The following is a 19,372-nucleotide window of genomic DNA, read 5'->3' as shown; positions in this document are numbered from 1 at the left end:
TCGTGGCCCTGGCCCGCGCGCAGTTCTACCGCCTGCCCTCGCCCGGGGCGACCGAGGGCGGAAAACGGCTGAAGGTGCAGTTCAACCCGACCGACTACACCCTGACGAAGACCAACCAGCTTGCCGAGATCGGCGTTCCGGGGCTGGACTCTCCCATCCTGCAGTTCGTCCGCGGCCAGACCGAGACGATGAAGCTCGACCTGTTCTTCGACGCCACCGAGGAGGGCACCGGTCCGCAGGTGAAGGCGGTGACCGAGAAGACCGACGACTTCTACGACCTGGTGAAGATCGACAACAACACGCACGCACCGCCGATCCTGCTCTTCACCTGGGGAGGTACGGCGTTCCCGGGGCGGATCCGCAACGGCTTCAAGTGCGTGTGCTCCTCGGTCACGCAGAAGTACACGTTCTTCTCCGAGACCGGCCTGCCGCTGCGGGCCACGCTGTCGGTGGAGCTCAAGGAGTACAAGACCCTCACCGAGCAACTGCAGCAGCTCAACCTCAAGTCCAGCGACCACACGAAGTCCGACGTGGTGGGCGCCCGGGACACGATCGCCTCGGTGGCCCAGCGCGCCTACGGCGGAACGGGTTCGGACTGGCGGCGGATCGCCGAGGCCAACGGGATCGACGACCCGTCGGCGATCCCGCCCGGCGCCATCCTGCGGATCCCGCGAGGTGACCAGTGACCGCACCGGTGATCGAGCTCGACGAACCCGGACAGCCCTTCTACGCGCCCGCGTTCCGGGTCGCGCTGCTCGGTGCGTCGCCACACAACGGCGGCAAGCCGGGCAGCAAGAAGGGCGGCACGCCGCTGGATCCGCGGATCGTCCGGGACATCATCGAGGTCACCTTCGAGGACCGGATCGACGCGGTGGACTCGTTCACCCTGGTGCTGAACAACTGGGACGCCGGCCGGCTGGCCACGGCGTATCTCGGAAAGGACGCCGACGCGGCGCTGTGGCAGCTGATCCAGCCGGGCAACGAACTCCAGCTGTCGATGGGGTACACCGGCAGGCAGTCGGACCTGCGGGTGATGACCACCGGCTACATCACCGCCCTGGACGCGGAGTACCCCGAGACCGGCGCGCCCCGGCTGACCATCCGCGGGCTGAACGTGCTGGATCGCCTGCGTGGCAAGCAGTTCACCTGGGGCTGGCCGTCGGGCAAGGACCAGGGCGTCACCGACAGCCAGATCGCGAAGTCGCTCGAGCCGCCGCCGGACACCGCCTCCGGACGCCCCGGCCTAGGTGTCGCGGTCCGGACCGATCCGCAGGCCGCTCAGCTCGAACCGGTACTGCCGTCGATGATGATGGTCAACGAGTATCCGATCGTGTTCCTGATGCGCCGGGCCCGGGCGCGCGGCTACGACGTCTTCCTCGGCCGTGACGCCGCGGGGAAGCCGGAGCTGTACTTCGGGCCCAGCCGCCGGATCCGCGACCGTACCTACCGCCTGGTCTACGGGCAGAGCCTGGTCAGCGCCAAGGCCGCCATCCAGACGGCGAAACAGCTGAAGTCGGTGACCGTCCTCGGCTGGGACCGGGCCACCAAGAAGCAGCTCAAGGGCGAGTGCACGATCGACGACCCCGCGCTGAAGGACGTGCCACCACAGGTGCGGGAGTTCGCCCGGCGCAACGGGCGCGACGAGGTGATCAGCGACTTCCCGGTGCGGACCGCGGAGCTGGCCCGCAAGCACGCGGTCGAGGTCCTGCAGGCGCAGCGGCTGGAGCAGATCACCGTCGACGGCGCGGTGGTAGGGCTGCCGGACCTGCGCGCCGGCCGGAACGTCGAACTCGGCGGGCTCGGCACGGTGCTGAACGGGCGCTACTTCCTCACCAGTACCAAGCACGTGCTCTCCGACACCGGTTACCGTACGACCTTCTCGGCCAGGCTGGAGCACACGACATGAGCATGCAGCCGACCCCGGGGACGCAACCGGGAAAGATCTACGGCGTCGTCATCGGCCAGGTGGCGGCCGTCGGCACGGACAAGCATCTGGGCGAGGTCGAGGTGACCATCCCGGCACTGGGCGACGGCTACCACAACTGGGCGCCGGTGGCCGCGCCGATGGCCGGCCACGACCGCGGCTTCTTCGCGATGCCCGAGGTCGGCGACGAGGCCGTGATCATGTTCGAACAGGGCGACGTCAGCTTCCCGATCGTGATGGGCTTTCTCTGGAACGGCAAGGACGCAACACCGTCCACCGCACCGCGCGAACGGATGATCCGTTCGCTGAACGGCCACACCATCCGGTTGATCGACTCCACTCCCACGCCCGAGGGCAACCGGGGCGCGGTCGTGGTGGAGGACGCGGCCGGCAGCCAGGTCGTGCTCGCCGACGGCAAGGTCACGATCAGCTCGAAGGGCATCCTGGAGTTGCGGGGCACCGTCATCGTGCTCACCAGCTCCGGTGTCAGCCGCGTGGTCAGCCCGACCGGCAACACGATCTGACTCGGCGAACCCGTGACGGCGGGGTGACAGCACACCGGCACGGTTGGTCCGTGGCTCGCATCGACATCCCGCTCTCGGTCAACGTGCAGCACGCACTCGACCTGCCGCCGTGTGCCAAACTCCGCATCCCGCAAGGGAAACCCCTCACCCTGACGTTGCCGACCGGCGGCAGCATGCAGGCGATCACGGACCTGTCCAAGGGCATCCCGAGCGACTGCGCCACGTCGATGAACATCATGGTGCAGGTGGCTCCGCTGCTGGCCGCGATCGACTGCCCGCTGAAGATCCTGGGGGTGATCGGACCGCTGATGGAGGTGATCGGCGCCCTCACCAGCGGCGACCTGCTCGGCGCGGGCAAGGCGATGGAGAAACTCACCCCGGCCGTGGAGAAGCTGGCACCCTGCCTGGGGCTGGTGATTCCGGGCGGTTCGATGGTGCCGTTCGTCAAGGATCTGCTCTGCCTGGTCCGGGCATCCCTGAACTGCGTACTCACCAACCTGCGTTCGGTGCAGGAACTCCTGAACGGCAGGCAGGCACTGCTGAGTGTCTCCACCAGTGACGCGGAGCTCGAGGTCGCCAACTGCACCAAGGACAACGCGGACGCCCAGCTCGCGGCGATCGGGCAGGCGATCGACCCGATCGCGGCGGTCCTCGGCCTGATGGCCCCGCTGTTCGAGATCGCCCAGCTGGAGCCGATCAAACTCGAGGTGGCCGGGATGTCCTCAGACGACCTGGAGACGCTGAACACCACCGTCACCGTGCTCGAGGCGGCCGTGACCGCGATCGACGACATCACCGGCGGCATCTGTGCCGGATGACCGCCGCGACTTCCTGGGCACGGGCTGGCGATTCCCGTTGTCCGTCAATCCTTCGGGCGGCCTGTCGTGGTCGTCGGGGGAGCGGGACATCGCGGAGTCGATCTGGATCGTGCTGTCCACCGCCCCGGGTGAGCGGGTGATGGAGCCGGAGTTCGGCTGTGGCGCACACCAGCTGCTGTTCGACAACGACACCGCCGCCACCCGGGCCGAGATCGCGCACCACGTCACCACCGCGCTGGTCCGCTTCGAGCCCCGGATCGACGTTCTCGACGTACGGGTGGACGACGCGGGTGCGAGCGACCTCGACGCCCTGCTGGTGTCGGTCGACTACCGAATCCGCGCGAACAACGCGCTCCACAACCTCGTCTACCCGCTGTACGTGACCGAGGGGATGGTGACGTGACCGGACTGCAGGCGCCCAACCTCGACGACCGCGACTTCGCCGCGCTCTTCGCGCAGGCGCGCGCCCTGATCCCGCGGTACATGCCGGAATGGACCGACCACAACCTCTCCGACCCCGGCATCACGCTGATCCAGCTGTTCGCGGCCCAAGCCGAGCAGACGCTCTACCGGATGAACCGGGTGCCGGAGCTCGCGTACCTGAAGTTCCTGCAACTGCTCGGCATCCAGCTCGGCACTGCCACTCCGGCCGGGGTGGAACTCACGTTCACCACCACCGGCCCGACGGTCGACGCGCTCGTGCCCACCGGCACCCAGGTCGCCACCAGCGGGGGCGACAACGGGCCGATCGTGTTCGAGGTGCTGGAGGGATTCACGGCGATCGGCGCGCCGCTGACCGCGGTGCAGACCTACGACGGCACCGGCTTCCGCGACCACTCGGCCCTGCTGACCGTACCTCCCAACGGCGGGCAGGCCAGCCTGGTCAGCACCGGAACCGCGTCCGACGTCGACATCTTCGGCGCGCACGCCCCGGTGGGCGCGGCGCTGATGCTCGGCTACACCACGCCGGGCGCCTTCACCGCCAACCCGATCACCCTGTACGCCACCCTGCCGCCGCTGCCGGGTGGCGACGTCGTACGTGCGGGCGACGACGCCCGGCCCGGCTCACCGGCGGGCCGGATGTGGGCCGAGTTCCACGACGGCACCCGCTGGCAGCCGATCGCCATCCTGACCGACGAGACCCAGGCCTTCACCGGCAGCGGCCGGCTCACCGTGGCCGGGCCGGGCATCCGGGCCGCCCGGGTGAAGCTCGGCTCGGTGACGACGTCGCTGTACTGGATCCGCTTCGTCCTGACCGCGGGCGACTACCAGAACCCGCCCCGGCTGCGGGTGCTCGCGCCGAACACGGTGCCGGCGCTGCAGGGCGTCACCTTGCGGGACGAGGTGCTCGGCGGCAGCGACGGGATGCCGAGCCAGGGCCCGTTCACCCTCTCCACCGTCCCGGTCATCCGCGGTGAGGAGCGCGAGGTGGCGCGCGGCGACGGCCGGCTCGTCCGGGTCACCGACCTCGAGCTCCGCGTCGACGAGGGCAGCGGAGCCCAACCCTGGCAGCAGGTTCCGGACTTTCTGGCCTCCGGCCCGGACGACGAGCACTTCGTGCTGGACCGGTTCTCCGGTGACGTCGTGTTCGGCGACGGCCGCAACGGCCGGATCCCGATCGCGAACCCGGCGCATCCCGGCGACAACATCGTGGCCGTGTGGTACCGGGCCGGCGGCTCCGCGGCCGGGAACGTCGGCGCCGGCACGGTGACCAGTCTGCAGACCGCGGCGTTCGGCGTGGCGTCGGTGACCAACCTGGCCGCGGCCTCCGGCGGCGCGGACCCGGAGACGGTCGCCCAGGCCAAGGTGCGCGCCCCGGCCGTGCTCAAGGCCGGCGGCCGCGCGGTCACCGCCGAGGACTTCGAGACCATCGCCCTGCAGACCCCGGCCGCCGTCGGCCGGGTGCACGCGCTCGCGCTGACCGACCCCGGCTTCCCGGGTGTGCCCGTGCCGGGTGCGGTCACGGTGGTCGTGGTGCCGAACTCGCCCGGCCCGGCGCCGGTCCCGACGGTGCACACCCTGCGCGAGGTCTGCGCCGAACTGAACAAGCACCGGCTGATCACCACCCAGGTGTTCGCCACCGGCCCCACCTATCGGCAGGTGCGGGTGGTCGGGGACCTGATCGTCGCGCCGAGCAGCGACCTCACCGTCGTGCAGAACGCGGTGAGCGACCGGCTCACGACCTGGCTGCATCCGCTCACCGGCGGGGACGACGGCACCGGCTGGCCGTTCGGCGGCACGATCTACGCGTCGTCGCTGCTCGGCCTGATCCTGACCACGCCCGGAGTCGCGCGGATCCGGGACAACCAGGTGCTGGTCGAACTCGACGGTGAACGGCAGATGTTCTGCCGGGACGTGGAGATCGGCGTGGGTGAGCTGATCGACGCGCTCACCCCGCAACTGGTGGTCGGCTACCGATGAGCGCGCCGTCGCCCTCGTTCCTGCTCGACCAGCGCGCGGGCTGGCGGCTCGACCCGTCGGTGTCCACCGGCGTCCAGACTGTCAACGGTCCGTTGACACTGAGCCCGCAACCCGCGGCGGCGCAGGTGATCTCGGATCCGTCCGGATCCTTCGGGGGCCTGACCGCACCCACCGGCGTGGCCATCGGGCCGCGCGGGGAGATCCTGGTGCTCGACCGGTCCGGGCACCGGGTGCTGCGCTACGACCCCGGCTCCCGCACGTTCGCACCGCTGGGCTGCCTGACGTCCGATCCGTCGTTGCTGGGTGGGGCCGCCGGGATCGCCGTCACCGGCACGGGCGACGTGGTGTTGGCCGACCCGGTGCTCCGCCGGGTTCTCCTGGTCAGCGGTGACGGCCGTGGGGTGCGGGCCGTCCTCGGTCCGGTGAGCGCTGTCCCGGGCACCCGGCCGGTGCCGAGTTGCCCGGACTGGGTGATCGCCGAGGGTGGGGTTCTGCCCGAACCTCGTTGGCCGGTGGGCGATCTCGCGCCCTGGTCACCGATCGCGGTCGCCGCGGCCGGAACCCGGATCGCCGTGCTGGACGCCGCCCGCGCCCTGGTCGTGCTGTTCGACCAGTTCGGCCGCTGGTGCGCCACCACCGACGGATCGGGCGCCGGTCTGCCGCCCCTGTCCGAGCCGATCGCCGTCGCGCTCGACCTGCACGGCCGGATCTACGTACTGGAGAAGGGCCGGCCGTCCGTACGCCAGCTCGGTCCGGACGGGGTGGCGATCGCCGACCTCGACTCGCCTGCGTCCGTACGGCAGGACTTCCGCCCGGTGCTGGTGGCGGTCGACGCCGACGGGCGGCTGTGCGTCTCGGACCGGGCCGGCTGCCTGCTGCTCGGAGACCCCGGAAGTCCCGGAAGTCCCGGTGGGCTGGCGCCCTGCGACTCGGGGCTGGACAGTGCGGTGTCCGGCCTGGCGTTCGACTCCAGCGGCAGCCCCGTGCTGGTGGACCAAAGCCGGCAGTGTGTCGTACGGCTGTCCGACGGCGGCGGATACCCACGGCGAGGAGAGGGGCGGACCGAACCCCTGGACTCGGGCTGGACGGCGCGGGTCTGGCACCGGATCGAGCTGACCGCCTGCATCCCGGCGGGCACGTCGGTACGGATCGACACGCTTACCGCGGAGGCGCCGTTCGACGCAGACACCGTTGAGGCGCTGCCACCGGACCGCTGGGTGACCGGACCCGAGTTTCGTACGAGTACCGGTGACGGCGGCCCGGAGACGGTGGACCAGCTGATCCGGTCCGCCGGCGGGAGGTACCTGTGGCTGCGGATCGTCCTCTCCGGCGACGGCAGCACCACCCCGGTGGTCGAGTCGCTGCGGGTGGAACTCCCGCGGGACACCAGCACCCGCTTCCTCCCCGCCGTCTACACCGCCGACCCGGCCGCCGGTGACTTCACCCAGCGCTTCGTCGCGCTGTTCGACACCATGACCGCGACCATCGACCGGCATCTGGACCGGCTGCCCGCGTTCCTCGACCCCTGGGCCGTACCGGACGGTGAGCACGGCCTCGGCGGAACCAGCGAGTACGGCGACTTCCTCAGCTGGCTGGCCGCGTGGGTCGGCGCCGCGAACGATGCCGGGCTGCCCACCCGGACCCGCCGCGCCCTGATCGCCCGGGCGGCCGACCTCTACGCCCGGCGCGGAACCCCCTCGGGCGTGGCCGACTTCGTCGGGCTGTTCAGCGGATCGACGGTCCGGGTGCTGGAGCAGTACCGGCTGCGGCACTGGGCGTTCGCCGGCCGTACCCAGCTCGGCGTGGACCAGCTCTTCGGTCCGTCCATCGTCGGACGGTTGCAGCTCGACGTCTTCTCCCGGATCGGCGAGTTCACCCTGGTCGACACCGGTGACCCGGCGCTGGACCCGTTCGCGGTGCACGCCCACCGGTTCACCGTGTTCCTGCTGCCGCACGCGGACACCACGCCGGACGACGCGCAGCGCTGGGCCCAGCTCGCGATCGAGCTGGCCAAACCGGCGCACACCGTGGCCGACCTGGTGCTCGTCCGCGCGCGGATGTGCGTGGGCCGGCAGGCCACGATCGGCTTCGACACCGTGATCGGCGGGCTGCCCGAACCAGGGGAGAGCCGGCGCCTGGGCGACGGCTTCGTGCTGGCCGGGGAGCCGGTCCCACCCGGCGGCGCCCTGGTCGGCACGCACCGGCTCGGCGGCGCCGCGACGTGATCGTGACGGGCGGGCGACGCTGACCGGGTTGGCTGCCGTACAGAACCAGCGAGAAGGAGATGGGCCGGGATGGCAACTCTTTCCCAGCACGCCGGATGTGGCTGCGGCAGTCACGCGACGAGCTCCGTACACGATCCGCACTGTGCGAGCTGCCCGCCCGCCCAGCTCGGCCGCAACACCTACTTCACCGGGAAGCTGCTGCTGGACCGCGACTTCCAGATCGAGCAGGACTTCTTCCGCGGAAAGCACCTGCGCCACAACCGCTACCAGCACGGCAGCGGCATCGGCTGCGGGCTCGAGGTGGAGCCGCACCCGACGGTGGGCTGCCGCGACACCTACGTCGTGGTGCGGCCAGGCCAGGCTCTGGACTGCTGTGGTCAGGAGATCGTGCTCGCGCGGCCGGAGGTGGTGCCGCTGGCCGAGCTGGTGAAGCAGGCGTGGGCGGCCGAGCACGGCGACGACCCGATGACCGGCACACACACCATCCAGCTGTGCGTGCAGTACGCCGAGTGCGCCACCGAGGACGTGCCCGCCGTCTACGCGGACTGCAGCTGTGACGACGCCTGCCGGCCCAACCGGATCGTCGAGTCCTACCGGTTCCAGGCCCGCATCGACCCGCCGGCGCCGCCGCCACCCGCACCGGCCAGGCTGACCTGGGACGCCACGATCGCCGTGGCCGGAGTCGCCGGGATCGCGGTGAACCCGGACCAGGACCGGCTCTACGTGGTCACGGCGGGCGCCACCCCCAGCCTGCTGCAGTACGACACCGCCAACGGTTCGCTGCTGGCCTCGCGGACCCTGCCGGCCGATGGGCTCGACGTACTGGCCGGTGAGGACTCGGTCTACGTGGCGGTGCGGGACGCCGACGGTGTGCTGGTGGTGGACCCGGCCGACCTCGGCGTCGTCCGCAACACCCTGCCCCTCGCGGGGGCACCCACCGGCGTGGTCCAGCTGGCCGGACTCCCCGGTGGCGGGCTGCTCGTGCTGGACTCCGGAGCGGCCACCGTCACGGCCTGGTCGGACGCGATCGACACGGCCGGAGCGGACCTGACCACGGCCCAACTCGCCACCGCCACGGTGGCCGCCGCGCCGTCCGCCCTCACCGTGCTGGGCGACGGGAGCGGCTGGGCCACCGCCCATCCGAGCGGTGAGATCAACCTGATCGCCGCCGCCACGCCGGGCACCGCCACCGGCGCGGCCTTCACCGGCGCCCCCGAGCGGCTCGCCGCGTGGAGCGGTACGACGACTGCCGGGGCCGCGGCCGAGTACCTGGTGGTCGGTGACGCCACGGCGGGCACCGTCCAACTCGCGGCCGTCGATCTCACCGCCGGAACGGTCACCGCCACCGGTGCCGCCGCCTCCCTGGGTGGGACGCCGCTGGGACTCGGCGTCCCCGCAGGCGGATGGAGGGCGCTGGCCTCGATCCAGCCCGCGACCGGCCCGGCCGCGATCGTCGCGATCGACCTGGTGGCGTTGCGGGATTCGGGTTCTGCCGTCGGCGTACCCGTGACCATCGGCGCCACCGGTGGGGACATCGTCGCGCTCGGCACCACCGCATACGCCGCCTTCACCGGCCCGGCCGGCCACCCCGAGCAGGGCGGCGTCGCGGTCGTCGCCGTCACCGAGAACGACTGCGGCGCGCACCTTCGCGGCGGGCCCTGCCCGGAGTGCGACCAGCCCGAGTGCCTGGTGCTGACCACGGTCCGCGACTACGAGACCGGCGCCGTCTTCACCGGCGACACGCTGCTCACCACCGACCGGGTGAACCTGCCCAGCGTCGCGCAGCTGACCGCCGCGGTGCGGTGCCTGCTGGACCGCCCGGGCGGGAGCGGCGGCGGTCCCGGCCCCAAGGGCGACCCCGGACCGGCCGGCCCCAAGGGCGACCCCGGGCCGGCCGGGCCGAAGGGCAACCCCGGGCCACCCGGGCCGGAAGGACCGGAAGGACCCGAGGGACCCGAGGGGCCACCGGGCACGAAGGGCGACCCGGGGCCCGAAGGACCGCAGGGACCGGAAGGCCCGCAGGGGCCGGAAGGCCCGCAGGGACCCCAAGGACCGCAGGGACCGAAGGGCGACCCCGGCGGGCCGGGCACGGGCGACTACCCCAGGATCCAGGCGATCAACTGGCTGCACGGCGCCCGGATGGACCAGGCGCAGCAGGCCAGGCTCCAGGAGGAGGGCTTCCTGATCGCGTTCACCGAGTTCATGAACGCCGACACCTTCAACCGGTTCACCTTCGAGATCTTCGTACGGGTACCCCGGGAGCCCGACGACGAGACCTTCAAGGTGGGCCTGAACTCGCCGGCCTGGGAGTGGGTGGGGATGCGGCTGGCCATCCAGCCGCTGAGGGTCGAGTCCGAGTGCGGCAACCCGAAGGTCTCGGTGGTCCTCGGGGACCCTCCTCCGGACGAGGTGAACGGCGTCCGGCTGAGGCCGCGCAACGACGGCCTGCCGACCGGCGACCTGCTGATCGTCGCCCGCGGCGACCAGATCCTGGCGCTGAAACCGGCCGTGGGCGAGGACGGTGCCGAGACCCCGAGGGCGCTGGACGGGAACCACCTGGGTCCCGGCATCAACGGACCGAATCCGCGTTGTCCCACCGGTGACAAGGTCGAGGGCGGCCGCTTCGAGAGCTGGATCATCGGCGAAGGCGAGGACGAGTGATGGCCCTCAAAGCGGGTGCGGGCGGTGCCTGTTCGTGTGGCACGACCGGTTCCACGGGTTGCGGGTGCGGTGCCGGATGCGATCTGGCCAGCCCGTCGCGGCCGCGATTCTTCGCCGGGCAGGTGCTGTCCGACCTCGACCTGATCTCGCTCGAGCGGTACGTCATCGCCAAGGACCAGCTCCACAACCGGTACTTGCACGGTTCGGGGGTGGTCTGCGGCCTGGCGATCACCCGGGACGACTGCAGCGACAACCTGGTCGTCGAGTGCGGCTACGCACTGGACTGCCACGGCCGGGACATCGTCGTACCGAACCGGCAGTCCTTCGACCTGGACGCGGCGATCCGGGCCTGCCTGCTGGCCGAACGGACCCGGCCGGTGTGCGATCCGCCCAGTCAGCCTCCGGCGGCCTGCCCGGACGACGGCACCTGGTGCGTGACCCTGCGCTACCGCGAAGCCGACATCCGGCCGCAGAAGCCGCTCATCGCCGGGTCGTGCGGGTGTGGCCGCGGCGGTACGGCCATGGGTGGCGGCACCTGCGGATGCGGCGGCGGTTCGGCGTCCGCCGGATCCTCGGCGTGCGGATGCGGGGGCACCGGGACGTCCGGCGGTACGACGACCAGTACGACGACCGGCACCGCGACCTGCGGGTGCGGCAGCACGGCGTTCGCCCCCGGCTGTGAACCCACCCGGACCGTCGAGTGCTTCGAGCTCGGCGTGTGCCGGGACGACCAGCAGTGCCACGACCTCTCCGCCCGGCTGGCCAGCTCCATGCCGGCACAGATCATCGCGTGCCTGCGGGACGCCTGGGCAAAGGTCGGCCGCCAGGTCGACCCGGAAAGCCAGAAACTGAACGCGAAACTGGCGATGGGCAAGGCGACGCCCCGCGACGCCGGTGCCGCCTACGCCGCGGTCTGGCGGCTGCACGCGGCCATGTCCGACCTGGTGCGGGGCTGCGAGAGCCCGTCGCCGGAGGTGGTCCAGGAACTGGCCGCGGCCAGGCCGACCCCGCAACTGGCCGAGGAGAGCAACGCCGTCTACGTCGCCCGCAGCGGTACGGCGGTCCGGCAACTGCTGCTGCTGGCCGTGCTCTACGCCAGGGACTGCATCTGCAAGGCGATGCTGCCGCCGTGCCCGCCCTGCCCGGACGACGACCGGATCATTCTCGGCTGCGTCACCTTCCGGGACGGGAAGGCGCAGAGCATCTGCAACCTCTCCTGCCGGAAGTACGCCGGCAGCTTCGTGAACCGCGAGTACTGGCTGCCGGTGCTGCCGATGCTCACCTGGGTCGCCGGGCTGCTGTGCTGCCTGCCCATCATTCAGGACCAGCGCGGCGACCGGCGCGACCTGCAGGTGCTGATGTCCGCGCACGACCCCGACGGCGTACTGCGAGATGCCCTGCTGGACAACGACTTCGCCGCCGTTCGTGACCTGTTCACCCGCGCGGGTTCGGTGCGGACGGCGTTCCGGCGCGGTGCGTCCCGGTTCGCGCCGCAGCGCTGGGCGGCCGGCCGGGTCAACCTGAGCGACGTACTCGGCACCAACGTCAGGTCGGCGCGCACCCGGCTGGCCAAGCGCCGGGTCGAGGTCACCGAGGTGGTGGTGGACAGCCGGGACGACATCCCGCTGCGTGGGTTGGGGCTGCTTCCGCTGGTGGCGCCGGGCAGCCGGGTCACCGCCTACGTGGTGGACGGCAGGATCGTGGCCTTCCGCGCGCAGCAGGGCCAGGAGGAGCAGGGAGGGGGAGGATGACGGCGATCGAGCGCCCGCAGTACACCCAGGGCCAGACCCTGGGCGCGGCCGACTTCCGGGCCGAGCAGTTGTACCACCGCAACGCCCGGCGCCGGCACGCGCTCGGTCCGCACACCTGGGGGATCGTGCTCGGGCTCGAACTGGTGGAGCAACCCAGTCCGGTCGATCCCTCCGTGGTCGACATCATGCTGCGGCCGGGCCTGGCCACCGACGGGTACGGCCGGGAGCTGATGGTCGACGCGGCGCTGCGGCTGGATCCGGGCGCGTTCAGCGCGTTCTACGACCTGGCCCACCGTTCGGTCTATCTCGCCTACGACGAGGTCACCAGCGGGCACGACGCCAACCGGTACGACGACTGCCTGCCCGGCCGCCAGACCCGGGTCACCGAGGGCTACCGGATCGTGGTGGACCCGGCGCCGCCGACCCATGACGACATCGACATCGCCGGCCAGCCCGGACTCGTCGTCCCCGACGGCGGATCCCTCCCGGCCGGTGCGGTGTCGATCCCCGACGACGAGAGCATCCCGTACCAGACGCTGCCCGACTCCTCGTCCACCCGCTGGCTGGTCCGGCTCGGTGACGTGAAATGGGACGGCACGACCGCGCAGTTCCGGCCGGCCGATCCCGGTGCCCTGACGAACGGGCGGCACTACGCCGGGCTGGTCGCCGACCACCTGCTCGGCGCCGCGGGCACTCTGCGGATCGCGCCGCGCGACGATCCGGACGCGGACACACCGGACCCGGACGGTGCCGACTTCGCCACCGTGCAAGGGCGCCTGCGGGTCGAGGGCCGGATCAGTGCCGAGAAGGACGTACATCTGGAGGCATCCGCGCTCCGGTTCGTGAACCCGCCGCCCGCCACCACTCCGGTACCGATCACGGTCAGCCGCCGCACCACGCTCTCGGGCAGCGAGGAGAACCTCTGGGTGCAGCTGGGCGAGACACCGGACGACGCGAACCACCTGCTGATCGGGCCGGGGACCACCGCCCCGGCGCCCGACGTGGTCAGCGTGAGCGGGACCGGCGACCTGAGGCTGCCCACCGGCGACGCATCCATCCCGCAAGGGGTTCTCGGCTTCGGGGCGAAGACGCGGCAGATGATCGACCTGTGGGGAGCCGGTCACGAGTACGGCGTCGGCGTCCAGGACTTCACGCTCTACCACCGTACGGGCAGCGACTTCGCGTGGTACCGGGGCGGCGTGCACTCCGGCACCCGCGGCGATCCCGGAGCGGGCGGGGCGGCGATGATGACGCTGACCAACCCGAACGGGCTGCGGGTGTTCGGCCCGATGGCGACCACGAACGGGCTGACCGTCGGGTCGGGCGGCGACGACCAGGTCCGCACCAGGCACGTTGTGGGCAAGGCGTCCGGCAACGACGGCATCGACTCGCTGTACCTGAACTGGGCCACCGGCCGGGACGTCGTGATCGGCACCCTCGGTGGCCCGCGCAGCAGTCTCTGGCTGTCCGGCGACCTGCAGGTACAGGGCACCGTCACCAGTGTCGTGGACGTCTACACCACCACGGTCCGGGTCAGGAACACGGCCACGGACGCCCCACGCACGTGGCAGATCACGCTGCCGGCCGGGCGGTTCAGCGAGGTGGTCAGCGCGTTCGCCGTGCTGCAGGGCTTCAGCCTTTGGGACAACCAGAACAACGGCGCGTTCGACTCGTTCGGTCACGTCGCGAACGCGGACGCCATCCCGCAGCACGTGATGGTGACCGTCGACTCGCAGTCGACCAGCACGGTGTCGGGCCGGTGCTTCTGCTCGGAGTCGTCGGCCGCCCTGCAGGGGGACAACACGGTGTTGTTCACCGTCGTCGTGATCGGACGGAAGCGGCCATGAGCGAGGATCTGGCATCGGTGGTGAACCGGCGGCTGGCGCAGCTGCGGTCGGACTTCGCGGCGGGGGAGCGGGACCTCGCCCGGCTGGACGAGCAGCGGGAGACCCTGCGGGTGGCGCTGCTGCGGATCTCAGGCGCCATCCAGGCACTCACCGAGTTGTCGGAGATCTTGCCGGACGGGGCCGCGGCGGAGGCGGCGCCGGCCCTTGTGGACGTGAGCTCAGGAACCGCAAGGGGTTCTGGGAGTTCGGGGTGAGCCGGATCGGCCGCCTGACCGCCGGCATCGCCGTCCCCGGCCAGGGTGAGCTGCCGCTCGGGACCATCGACCGGATCGCGACGGCGGTCACCGAGGGAGTGCCCGCAGCCCTGGCCCGCCGCTTCCCGGTCCTACGGGAGTCGGCGCCGGACTCCGCGGGCGACGGGCCGGTGGTGCTGATCCGCCGGCTTCAGGTCTCGGCGGCGGTACCGGCCACCGCCAGTGCGGACGAGATCGCCGAGCGGCTCGCCGACCGGCTGGCCCGGGCCATCCGGACAGCGCCGGACGAGGTCCGGATCCGCTACCCCTCCCGCGCCGCGCACATCGCGGCGTTCGTCGCCGCGCTGGCGAGTGGGACGGGGGACAGCTGGGTGTTCGAATCCTTCGACGGGGTGCGGCTGCTGGCTCCACTGACGGCGCTGCGCACGCTCGCCGAACGCCACGCGGTTCCCGTCGTCGCCGTGCTCGGCGCGCTGCGCCGCAGCGGTGACCTGACCACGGTCCTGGCCCGTGCGGCCCCGTCCGAGGTGAACCGCACCTGGGCGGCGTGCCTCGCGCTCCCGCACGTCCGGATGTCCGCGGCGGCCGCGGCGGCTCACCTCGGGGACGACCCGGTGGACGACGGCAAGGGGCTGCACCGGTCGAGTGCCGAGGCCCTGTCGCTGGCGCTGGCCGCCCGCACCTTCGCCCGGGGCCGGTCGCCCGCGGTCGCCGTGGCCGTGGCGTCGGCGACGGCGACGGCGGCTGCCGAAACCGTTCGGGCATCGTCGCCGGCGGTGCGCGATCCAATTGCCGTACGCCGTTCCGGTGCGGCTGGTTCCGCCGCGAAAGAGCCGCGGGCAGCTGACCTCGCGGTGTTCGAGGCCGAGGGCGCGCCGGCGTTCCTCCTGCTGCCGTCGTTCGCGAAGGTGGGGCTGGGCGCGCTCGCACCGGCCGACCGGGCGCGGGTGCTGGCGGCCGCGACCCGGACGTCACCCGAGGATCCGGCCGTGGTGCTGGCATCGGCGCTCGAGGACGACGAACCGCCCTGCGAACCCGGCGTGGACATATCGCAGGTCGTCCAGCAGGCGCTGGTCGACGACGACCGGCTCGGCCTGGACCGGCTGGTGACCCACACGTGCGGTCCGTACGTGATCGTGGCGGACGCGTCGTCCGGTATCTGGCTGGCGATCCTGGACGACGCCGAACCGCCGGACGACGCGCTGATCCCGGCGCTGGCGGGGCTCGAGCGTGCGCCCGCCGATCCGGATGAAGCAGCGGCCACCCGGATGGTCGCGGACCTGCGCTACCTGCTGCCGGACGACTCCGGTGACGCCGGTGCGCCGGCCCGGGCGGTGGCTGTCGCCGCGCGCGCCGGGATGGGCCACTTCGCCCGGCGGCTGGGCGGTTTCGGCGCCAGCTCGCTGCCGTTCCTGTCCGATCGCTTCCTGACTCCCGGGGGCGTCGTCGCCGACCTGGGCGAGTCGATCCAGGTACGCCTGCCGGCGCCACCGCTGCTGGTGGTGCTGGCCCTGGCCGGGCTGGACCGCACCACGGTCGAGGTGCCCTGGCTGCCGAAAGCGGTGACCGTCACGCACGAGGACGCCGGATGGTGTGTCCCGGGTTCTGTTGAGTCGAAATTGCTGGATTCTGGTGCCCGACACCAGGAGGCCAGAGTGGGAAGACGGGGCTACCCGCCGCAGTTTCGTCGTAAGGTCCTCGACCTGCTCGAGGAAGGTCGTAGCGTCGCCCAGGTCGCGCACGACCTCGACATCAGCGACCAGTCGATCTACGCCTGGCGACACCAGGATCGCATCGACAAGGGCCTCGTCGCTGGCCTGACGAGCAAGGAGAAGGCAGAACTGGCCTCGGCGAAGAAACGGATCGCCGACCTGGAGACCGAGCTGGCCGTCGCGCGCCGGGCCGTGGAACTGCTGCGGGAGGAAGCGACCCCAAAAGGAGGTTCGCGGCGGTCGAGGTGATGGCTGCCGAGAAGCTCCCTGTCCAGGTCGCCTGCCGGGTCCTGGCCGTGTCGGAGTCCGGATACTACGCACGACTGAGCCGCGCCCCGTCCGAGCGTGCCGTGCGGCACGCGTGGCTGACCGATCTGATCAGGCAGGTCCACACCGATTCCCGCGGCATCTACGGCGGCCGGAGGGTCCACGCCGAACTCACCCTCGGCCACGGTGTCGCGGTCGGCCACTGCCAGGTCGAGTTGTTGATGCAGCGTGCCGGCCTGCACGGGGTGACAGGACGCCCGAAGTGGAAGCGCATCAAGCCCGACAACATCTCCACCGACAGCGTCAACCGCGACTTCGCCCGGGCCCTGCCGAACCAGCTATGGGTCACCGACATCACCGAACACCCCACCCGGGAGGGCAAGGTCTACTGCTGCGTCGTCTTGGACACCTACTCCAGGCGAGTCGTGGGCTGGGCCATCGACGCATCCCCCAACGCCGCACTGGTCACCAACGCCCTCGGGATGGCGATCGACACCCGACACGGGAACACCAGGGCCGCTGGGACCGTGATCCACTCCGACCAGGGCACCCAGTTCGGGTCGTGGGCCTTCACCGACCGCGCCAAGAACTCCGGCCTGGTGCCCTCGATGGGCAGCGTCGGCGACTGTTACGACAATGCGATGATCGAGTCGTTCTGGTCACGCGTGCAGGTCGAACTACTGGACCGCAAGAAGTGGAAGACCCGGATCGAGCTCGCCAACGCGATGTTCGACTACCTCGAGATCTGGCACAACCGCCAACGCCGGCACAGCGCCCTCGGCATGCTCACACCGATAGAGTTCGAACGCACACACATCATCACCGTCGCATGAGAGTCCAGATTCTCGACTCCATCGAACCCAGGGCAGGTCAGGATGACCACCGAAGCCGCGCAGGCGCACCTGGCTGCCGAGTTCGCCGCGCTCGACCGGCGGCTGGCGATCCTGCTGGCGTACGAACAGGCGGCCGGCCGGGATCGGAGTGAGGATCCGCTGGCCGGGCTGGCGATCCGGCCCAGTGACGCGGCGGCCGCGCTTCGCCGGCGTGGTCGTCCGGGGCCGCCGCTGGATCCGGACGTGGCCACCGTGGCCGAGGAACTGCTCGACGCCGCTCCACTCGGGGACCTCTGGCGCGCCTTCGGGCTGTCCCGGTTCGAAGCCTTCGTCACCGTCGTCGCGTTGAGCGTCGACCTCGATCCGCGGTACCGGACGGTGATGGCGTTCCTGGTCGACGACGCCGCGGCACAGGGACCGACCGTCGCGCTGGCGCAACGTCTCTGGGCAGGGGACGGCGTACACGCGGCGGCCTGCCGCGCCGCCTTCGAGCCGGACGGAAGGCTCCTCGGTTCGGGGCTGGTCGGCCTCGGTCCGTCCGCGGGCCCGCCGGTGCCGTTGCCGTTCCGTACGCTGCATGCCGGCGACTGGCTCGCCGGGGTCGCGCTCGGCCGGCCCGACCTTCCCGCCGAACTGCGCCCCTGGGTCACCCGCCACCCGGCGGGAAGCGGCGCGGGGAGCGCGGGGAGTACGACGCCGGTGGTGTTCACCGGGCCGGACGAGCGGGCGGTGATCGAGGCCGCCCTGGAGGCGGCCCGCGGGCCGGTGCTGCTGGCGATCCCGCCTCCGGACGCGCCGCCTGCCGGCGAGACGCTGGACCTGCTCGTAAGGCAGGCCCGCGCCGACCGCTGCGGACTGGTCGTGGCCGCCGAGGTGGTGGACGCCGCCGCACAGGCAGGCACGCAGTCCGCGCACCAGGCCACGCAACGGTCCGCGCCCTCGCCGAGCCACCGGCTGCGGATGCTCGCGCCGGCCGAGGTGCACATCGTCGGTGAGCCGCGGTGGGCGCCGGCCGCCTGGCCGCGCCGTGAGGTGCCCGCGCCGGACGCCCGGATCCGGGCCGAGCGCTGGACCGACCGGCTCACCTCGGCCGGTCTCGACCCCGATCCGGACGCGGTCACCGCGGTCGCCTTCAGCCACCGGCTGGCCCTGGACGACATCGACGCCGCCGCGGCCCGGGTGATCGCGGGCCACCCGCCCGCGGTGTCCCAACGGGTGCACGTCGTCGACCCGGCGAAACCGTTCCATCCGATCGGAGCCGGTGTGCTCCACCGCGCGGCCAACGAGATCGCCCGGCCCGCTGCCGACCAGCTCGTCCGGCCGGTGGACCTCTCCGTCACCTGGGACGACCTGGTGCTGCCGGAGCCGATCCTCACCCGGCTGCAGGATGTCACCGCCTCGATCGCCGCCCGGCCGGTCGTGCTGCAGGAGTGGGGGTTCGGCTCGCGGCCGGGGTCCACCGGGCTGAACCTGCTCTTCGCGGGGCCGTCCGGCACCGGCAAGACCCTCGCCGCCGCCGTGATCGCCGGGCAGTCGGGTCACCAGCTGCTGGCCTGCGACCTGGCGCAGGTGGTGGACAAGTACCTCGGGGAGACCGAGAAGCGGCTCGACGCGGTGCTCCGCAGGGCCGAGGCCGCCAACGCCGTCCTGCTCTTCGACGAGGCCGACGCGCTGTTCGGTCGCCGCGCCGACGTCACCGACGCGCGCGACCGCTACGCCAACCTCGAGGTCGCCTACCTGCTGCAGCGCATCGAGGCCCACCGCGGGATCACCATCCTCGCCACCAATCTGGGTCACCACCTCGACAGCGCGTTCAGCAGACGGCTGCACGACCGGATCGACTTCCCGCAGCCGGATCCCGTTCTCCGGCAGCGGATCTGGCGGCAGATGCTGCCCGGCTCGGCACCCCTGGCCGACGACGTCGACCTCGCCACCCTGGCCCGGGCGGTGGAGCTGTCCGGCGGGGAGATCCGGGCCGCGTCGCTTTCGGCCGCCTACCTGGCGGCGGCCGAGGGCGGTCCGATCCGGCAGCGGCACCTGGTCGGCGCGGTGCTGCGTGAACTCGACAAGGCCGGCCGACGCCCTGACCGCAGCGAACTCCCCGGTCTGCGGCTGGCCGGAAACGAGTGAACGGG

General features: G+C 71.8%; 14 protein-coding genes. All 14 read left to right on the top strand.

Annotated elements, in window-relative coordinates; genetic code table 11:
- Nucleotides 1-2: 2 nt before the first annotated feature.
- On the top strand, nt 3-686 hold the full coding sequence (locus FHR37_RS13025; RefSeq protein WP_092890166.1) for a CIS tube protein: 684 nt from the start codon (nt 3-5) through the stop codon (nt 684-686).
- Nucleotides 683-1,906 (top strand): phage late control D family protein, encoded by a 1,224-nt coding sequence (locus tag FHR37_RS13020; protein WP_092890168.1) that lies wholly within the window; start codon nt 683-685, stop codon nt 1,904-1,906. The genes FHR37_RS13025 and FHR37_RS13020 overlap by 4 nt, the downstream gene beginning before the upstream one ends.
- Entirely contained in the window at nt 1,903-2,448 is a 546-nt protein-coding gene (locus FHR37_RS13015; protein WP_139239244.1) for a phage baseplate assembly protein V, read from the top strand. The genes FHR37_RS13020 and FHR37_RS13015 overlap by 4 nt, the downstream gene beginning before the upstream one ends.
- Nucleotides 2,449-2,498: 50 nt before the next feature.
- Nucleotides 2,499-3,266 carry a hypothetical protein gene (locus FHR37_RS13010; protein ID WP_139239245.1) on the top strand — a complete coding sequence of 256 codons (768 nt, stop codon included), beginning with the start codon at nt 2,499-2,501 and terminating at the stop codon, nt 3,264-3,266.
- Between the two features lie 37 nt (nt 3,267-3,303).
- On the top strand, nt 3,304-3,669 hold the full coding sequence (locus FHR37_RS13005) for a GPW/gp25 family protein (protein ID WP_202818408.1): 366 nt from the start codon (nt 3,304-3,306) through the stop codon (nt 3,667-3,669).
- A complete protein-coding gene (locus FHR37_RS13000) occupies nt 3,666-5,687 on the top strand; it encodes a putative baseplate assembly protein (RefSeq protein ID WP_092890181.1) in 2,022 nt (673 codons plus the stop codon). Before FHR37_RS13005 ends, FHR37_RS13000 begins: the two co-directional genes overlap by 4 nt.
- The gene (locus FHR37_RS12995) at nt 5,684-7,912 is read left to right on the top strand and encodes a phage tail protein (RefSeq protein ID WP_092890184.1); all 2,229 of its coding nucleotides are present in this window, start codon (nt 5,684-5,686) and stop codon (nt 7,910-7,912) included. The genes FHR37_RS13000 and FHR37_RS12995 overlap by 4 nt, the downstream gene beginning before the upstream one ends.
- 69 nt (nt 7,913-7,981) lie before the next feature.
- Entirely contained in the window at nt 7,982-10,573 is a 2,592-nt protein-coding gene (locus tag FHR37_RS12990; protein WP_175542838.1) for a hypothetical protein, read from the top strand.
- 122 nt (nt 10,574-10,695) lie between these two features.
- Nucleotides 10,696-12,324 (top strand): hypothetical protein, encoded by a 1,629-nt coding sequence (locus FHR37_RS12985; RefSeq protein ID WP_139239246.1) that lies wholly within the window; start codon nt 10,696-10,698, stop codon nt 12,322-12,324.
- Complete coding sequence (locus tag FHR37_RS12980; protein WP_092890190.1) at nt 12,321-14,171, top strand: hypothetical protein; 1,851 nt, start codon at nt 12,321-12,323, stop codon at nt 14,169-14,171. The genes FHR37_RS12985 and FHR37_RS12980 overlap by 4 nt, the downstream gene beginning before the upstream one ends.
- Complete coding sequence (locus FHR37_RS12975) at nt 14,168-14,425, top strand: hypothetical protein (RefSeq protein ID WP_092890193.1); 258 nt, start codon at nt 14,168-14,170, stop codon at nt 14,423-14,425. The genes FHR37_RS12980 and FHR37_RS12975 overlap by 4 nt, the downstream gene beginning before the upstream one ends.
- Entirely contained in the window at nt 14,422-16,386 is a 1,965-nt protein-coding gene (locus FHR37_RS33085; RefSeq protein WP_202884520.1) for a transposase, read from the top strand. The genes FHR37_RS12975 and FHR37_RS33085 overlap by 4 nt, the downstream gene beginning before the upstream one ends.
- On the top strand, nt 16,386-17,237 hold the full coding sequence (locus FHR37_RS12965) for an IS3 family transposase (protein WP_139238868.1): 852 nt from the start codon (nt 16,386-16,388) through the stop codon (nt 17,235-17,237). Before FHR37_RS33085 ends, FHR37_RS12965 begins: the two co-directional genes overlap by 1 nt.
- Before the next feature lie 42 nt (nt 17,238-17,279).
- Nucleotides 17,280-19,367, top strand: coding sequence for an ATP-binding protein (locus FHR37_RS12960; RefSeq protein ID WP_092882503.1), 2,088 nt, complete (start codon nt 17,280-17,282; stop codon nt 19,365-19,367).
- The last annotated feature ends 5 nt before the right edge of the window (nt 19,368-19,372 follow it).

The sequence above is a fragment of the Actinopolymorpha cephalotaxi genome (assembly GCF_013408535.1).
Taxonomy (GTDB): domain Bacteria; phylum Actinomycetota; class Actinomycetes; order Propionibacteriales; family Actinopolymorphaceae; genus Actinopolymorpha; species Actinopolymorpha cephalotaxi.
The sequence above is the reverse complement of the archived record's forward strand: the minus strand, read 5'-3'. Positions and strand labels throughout refer to the sequence as shown.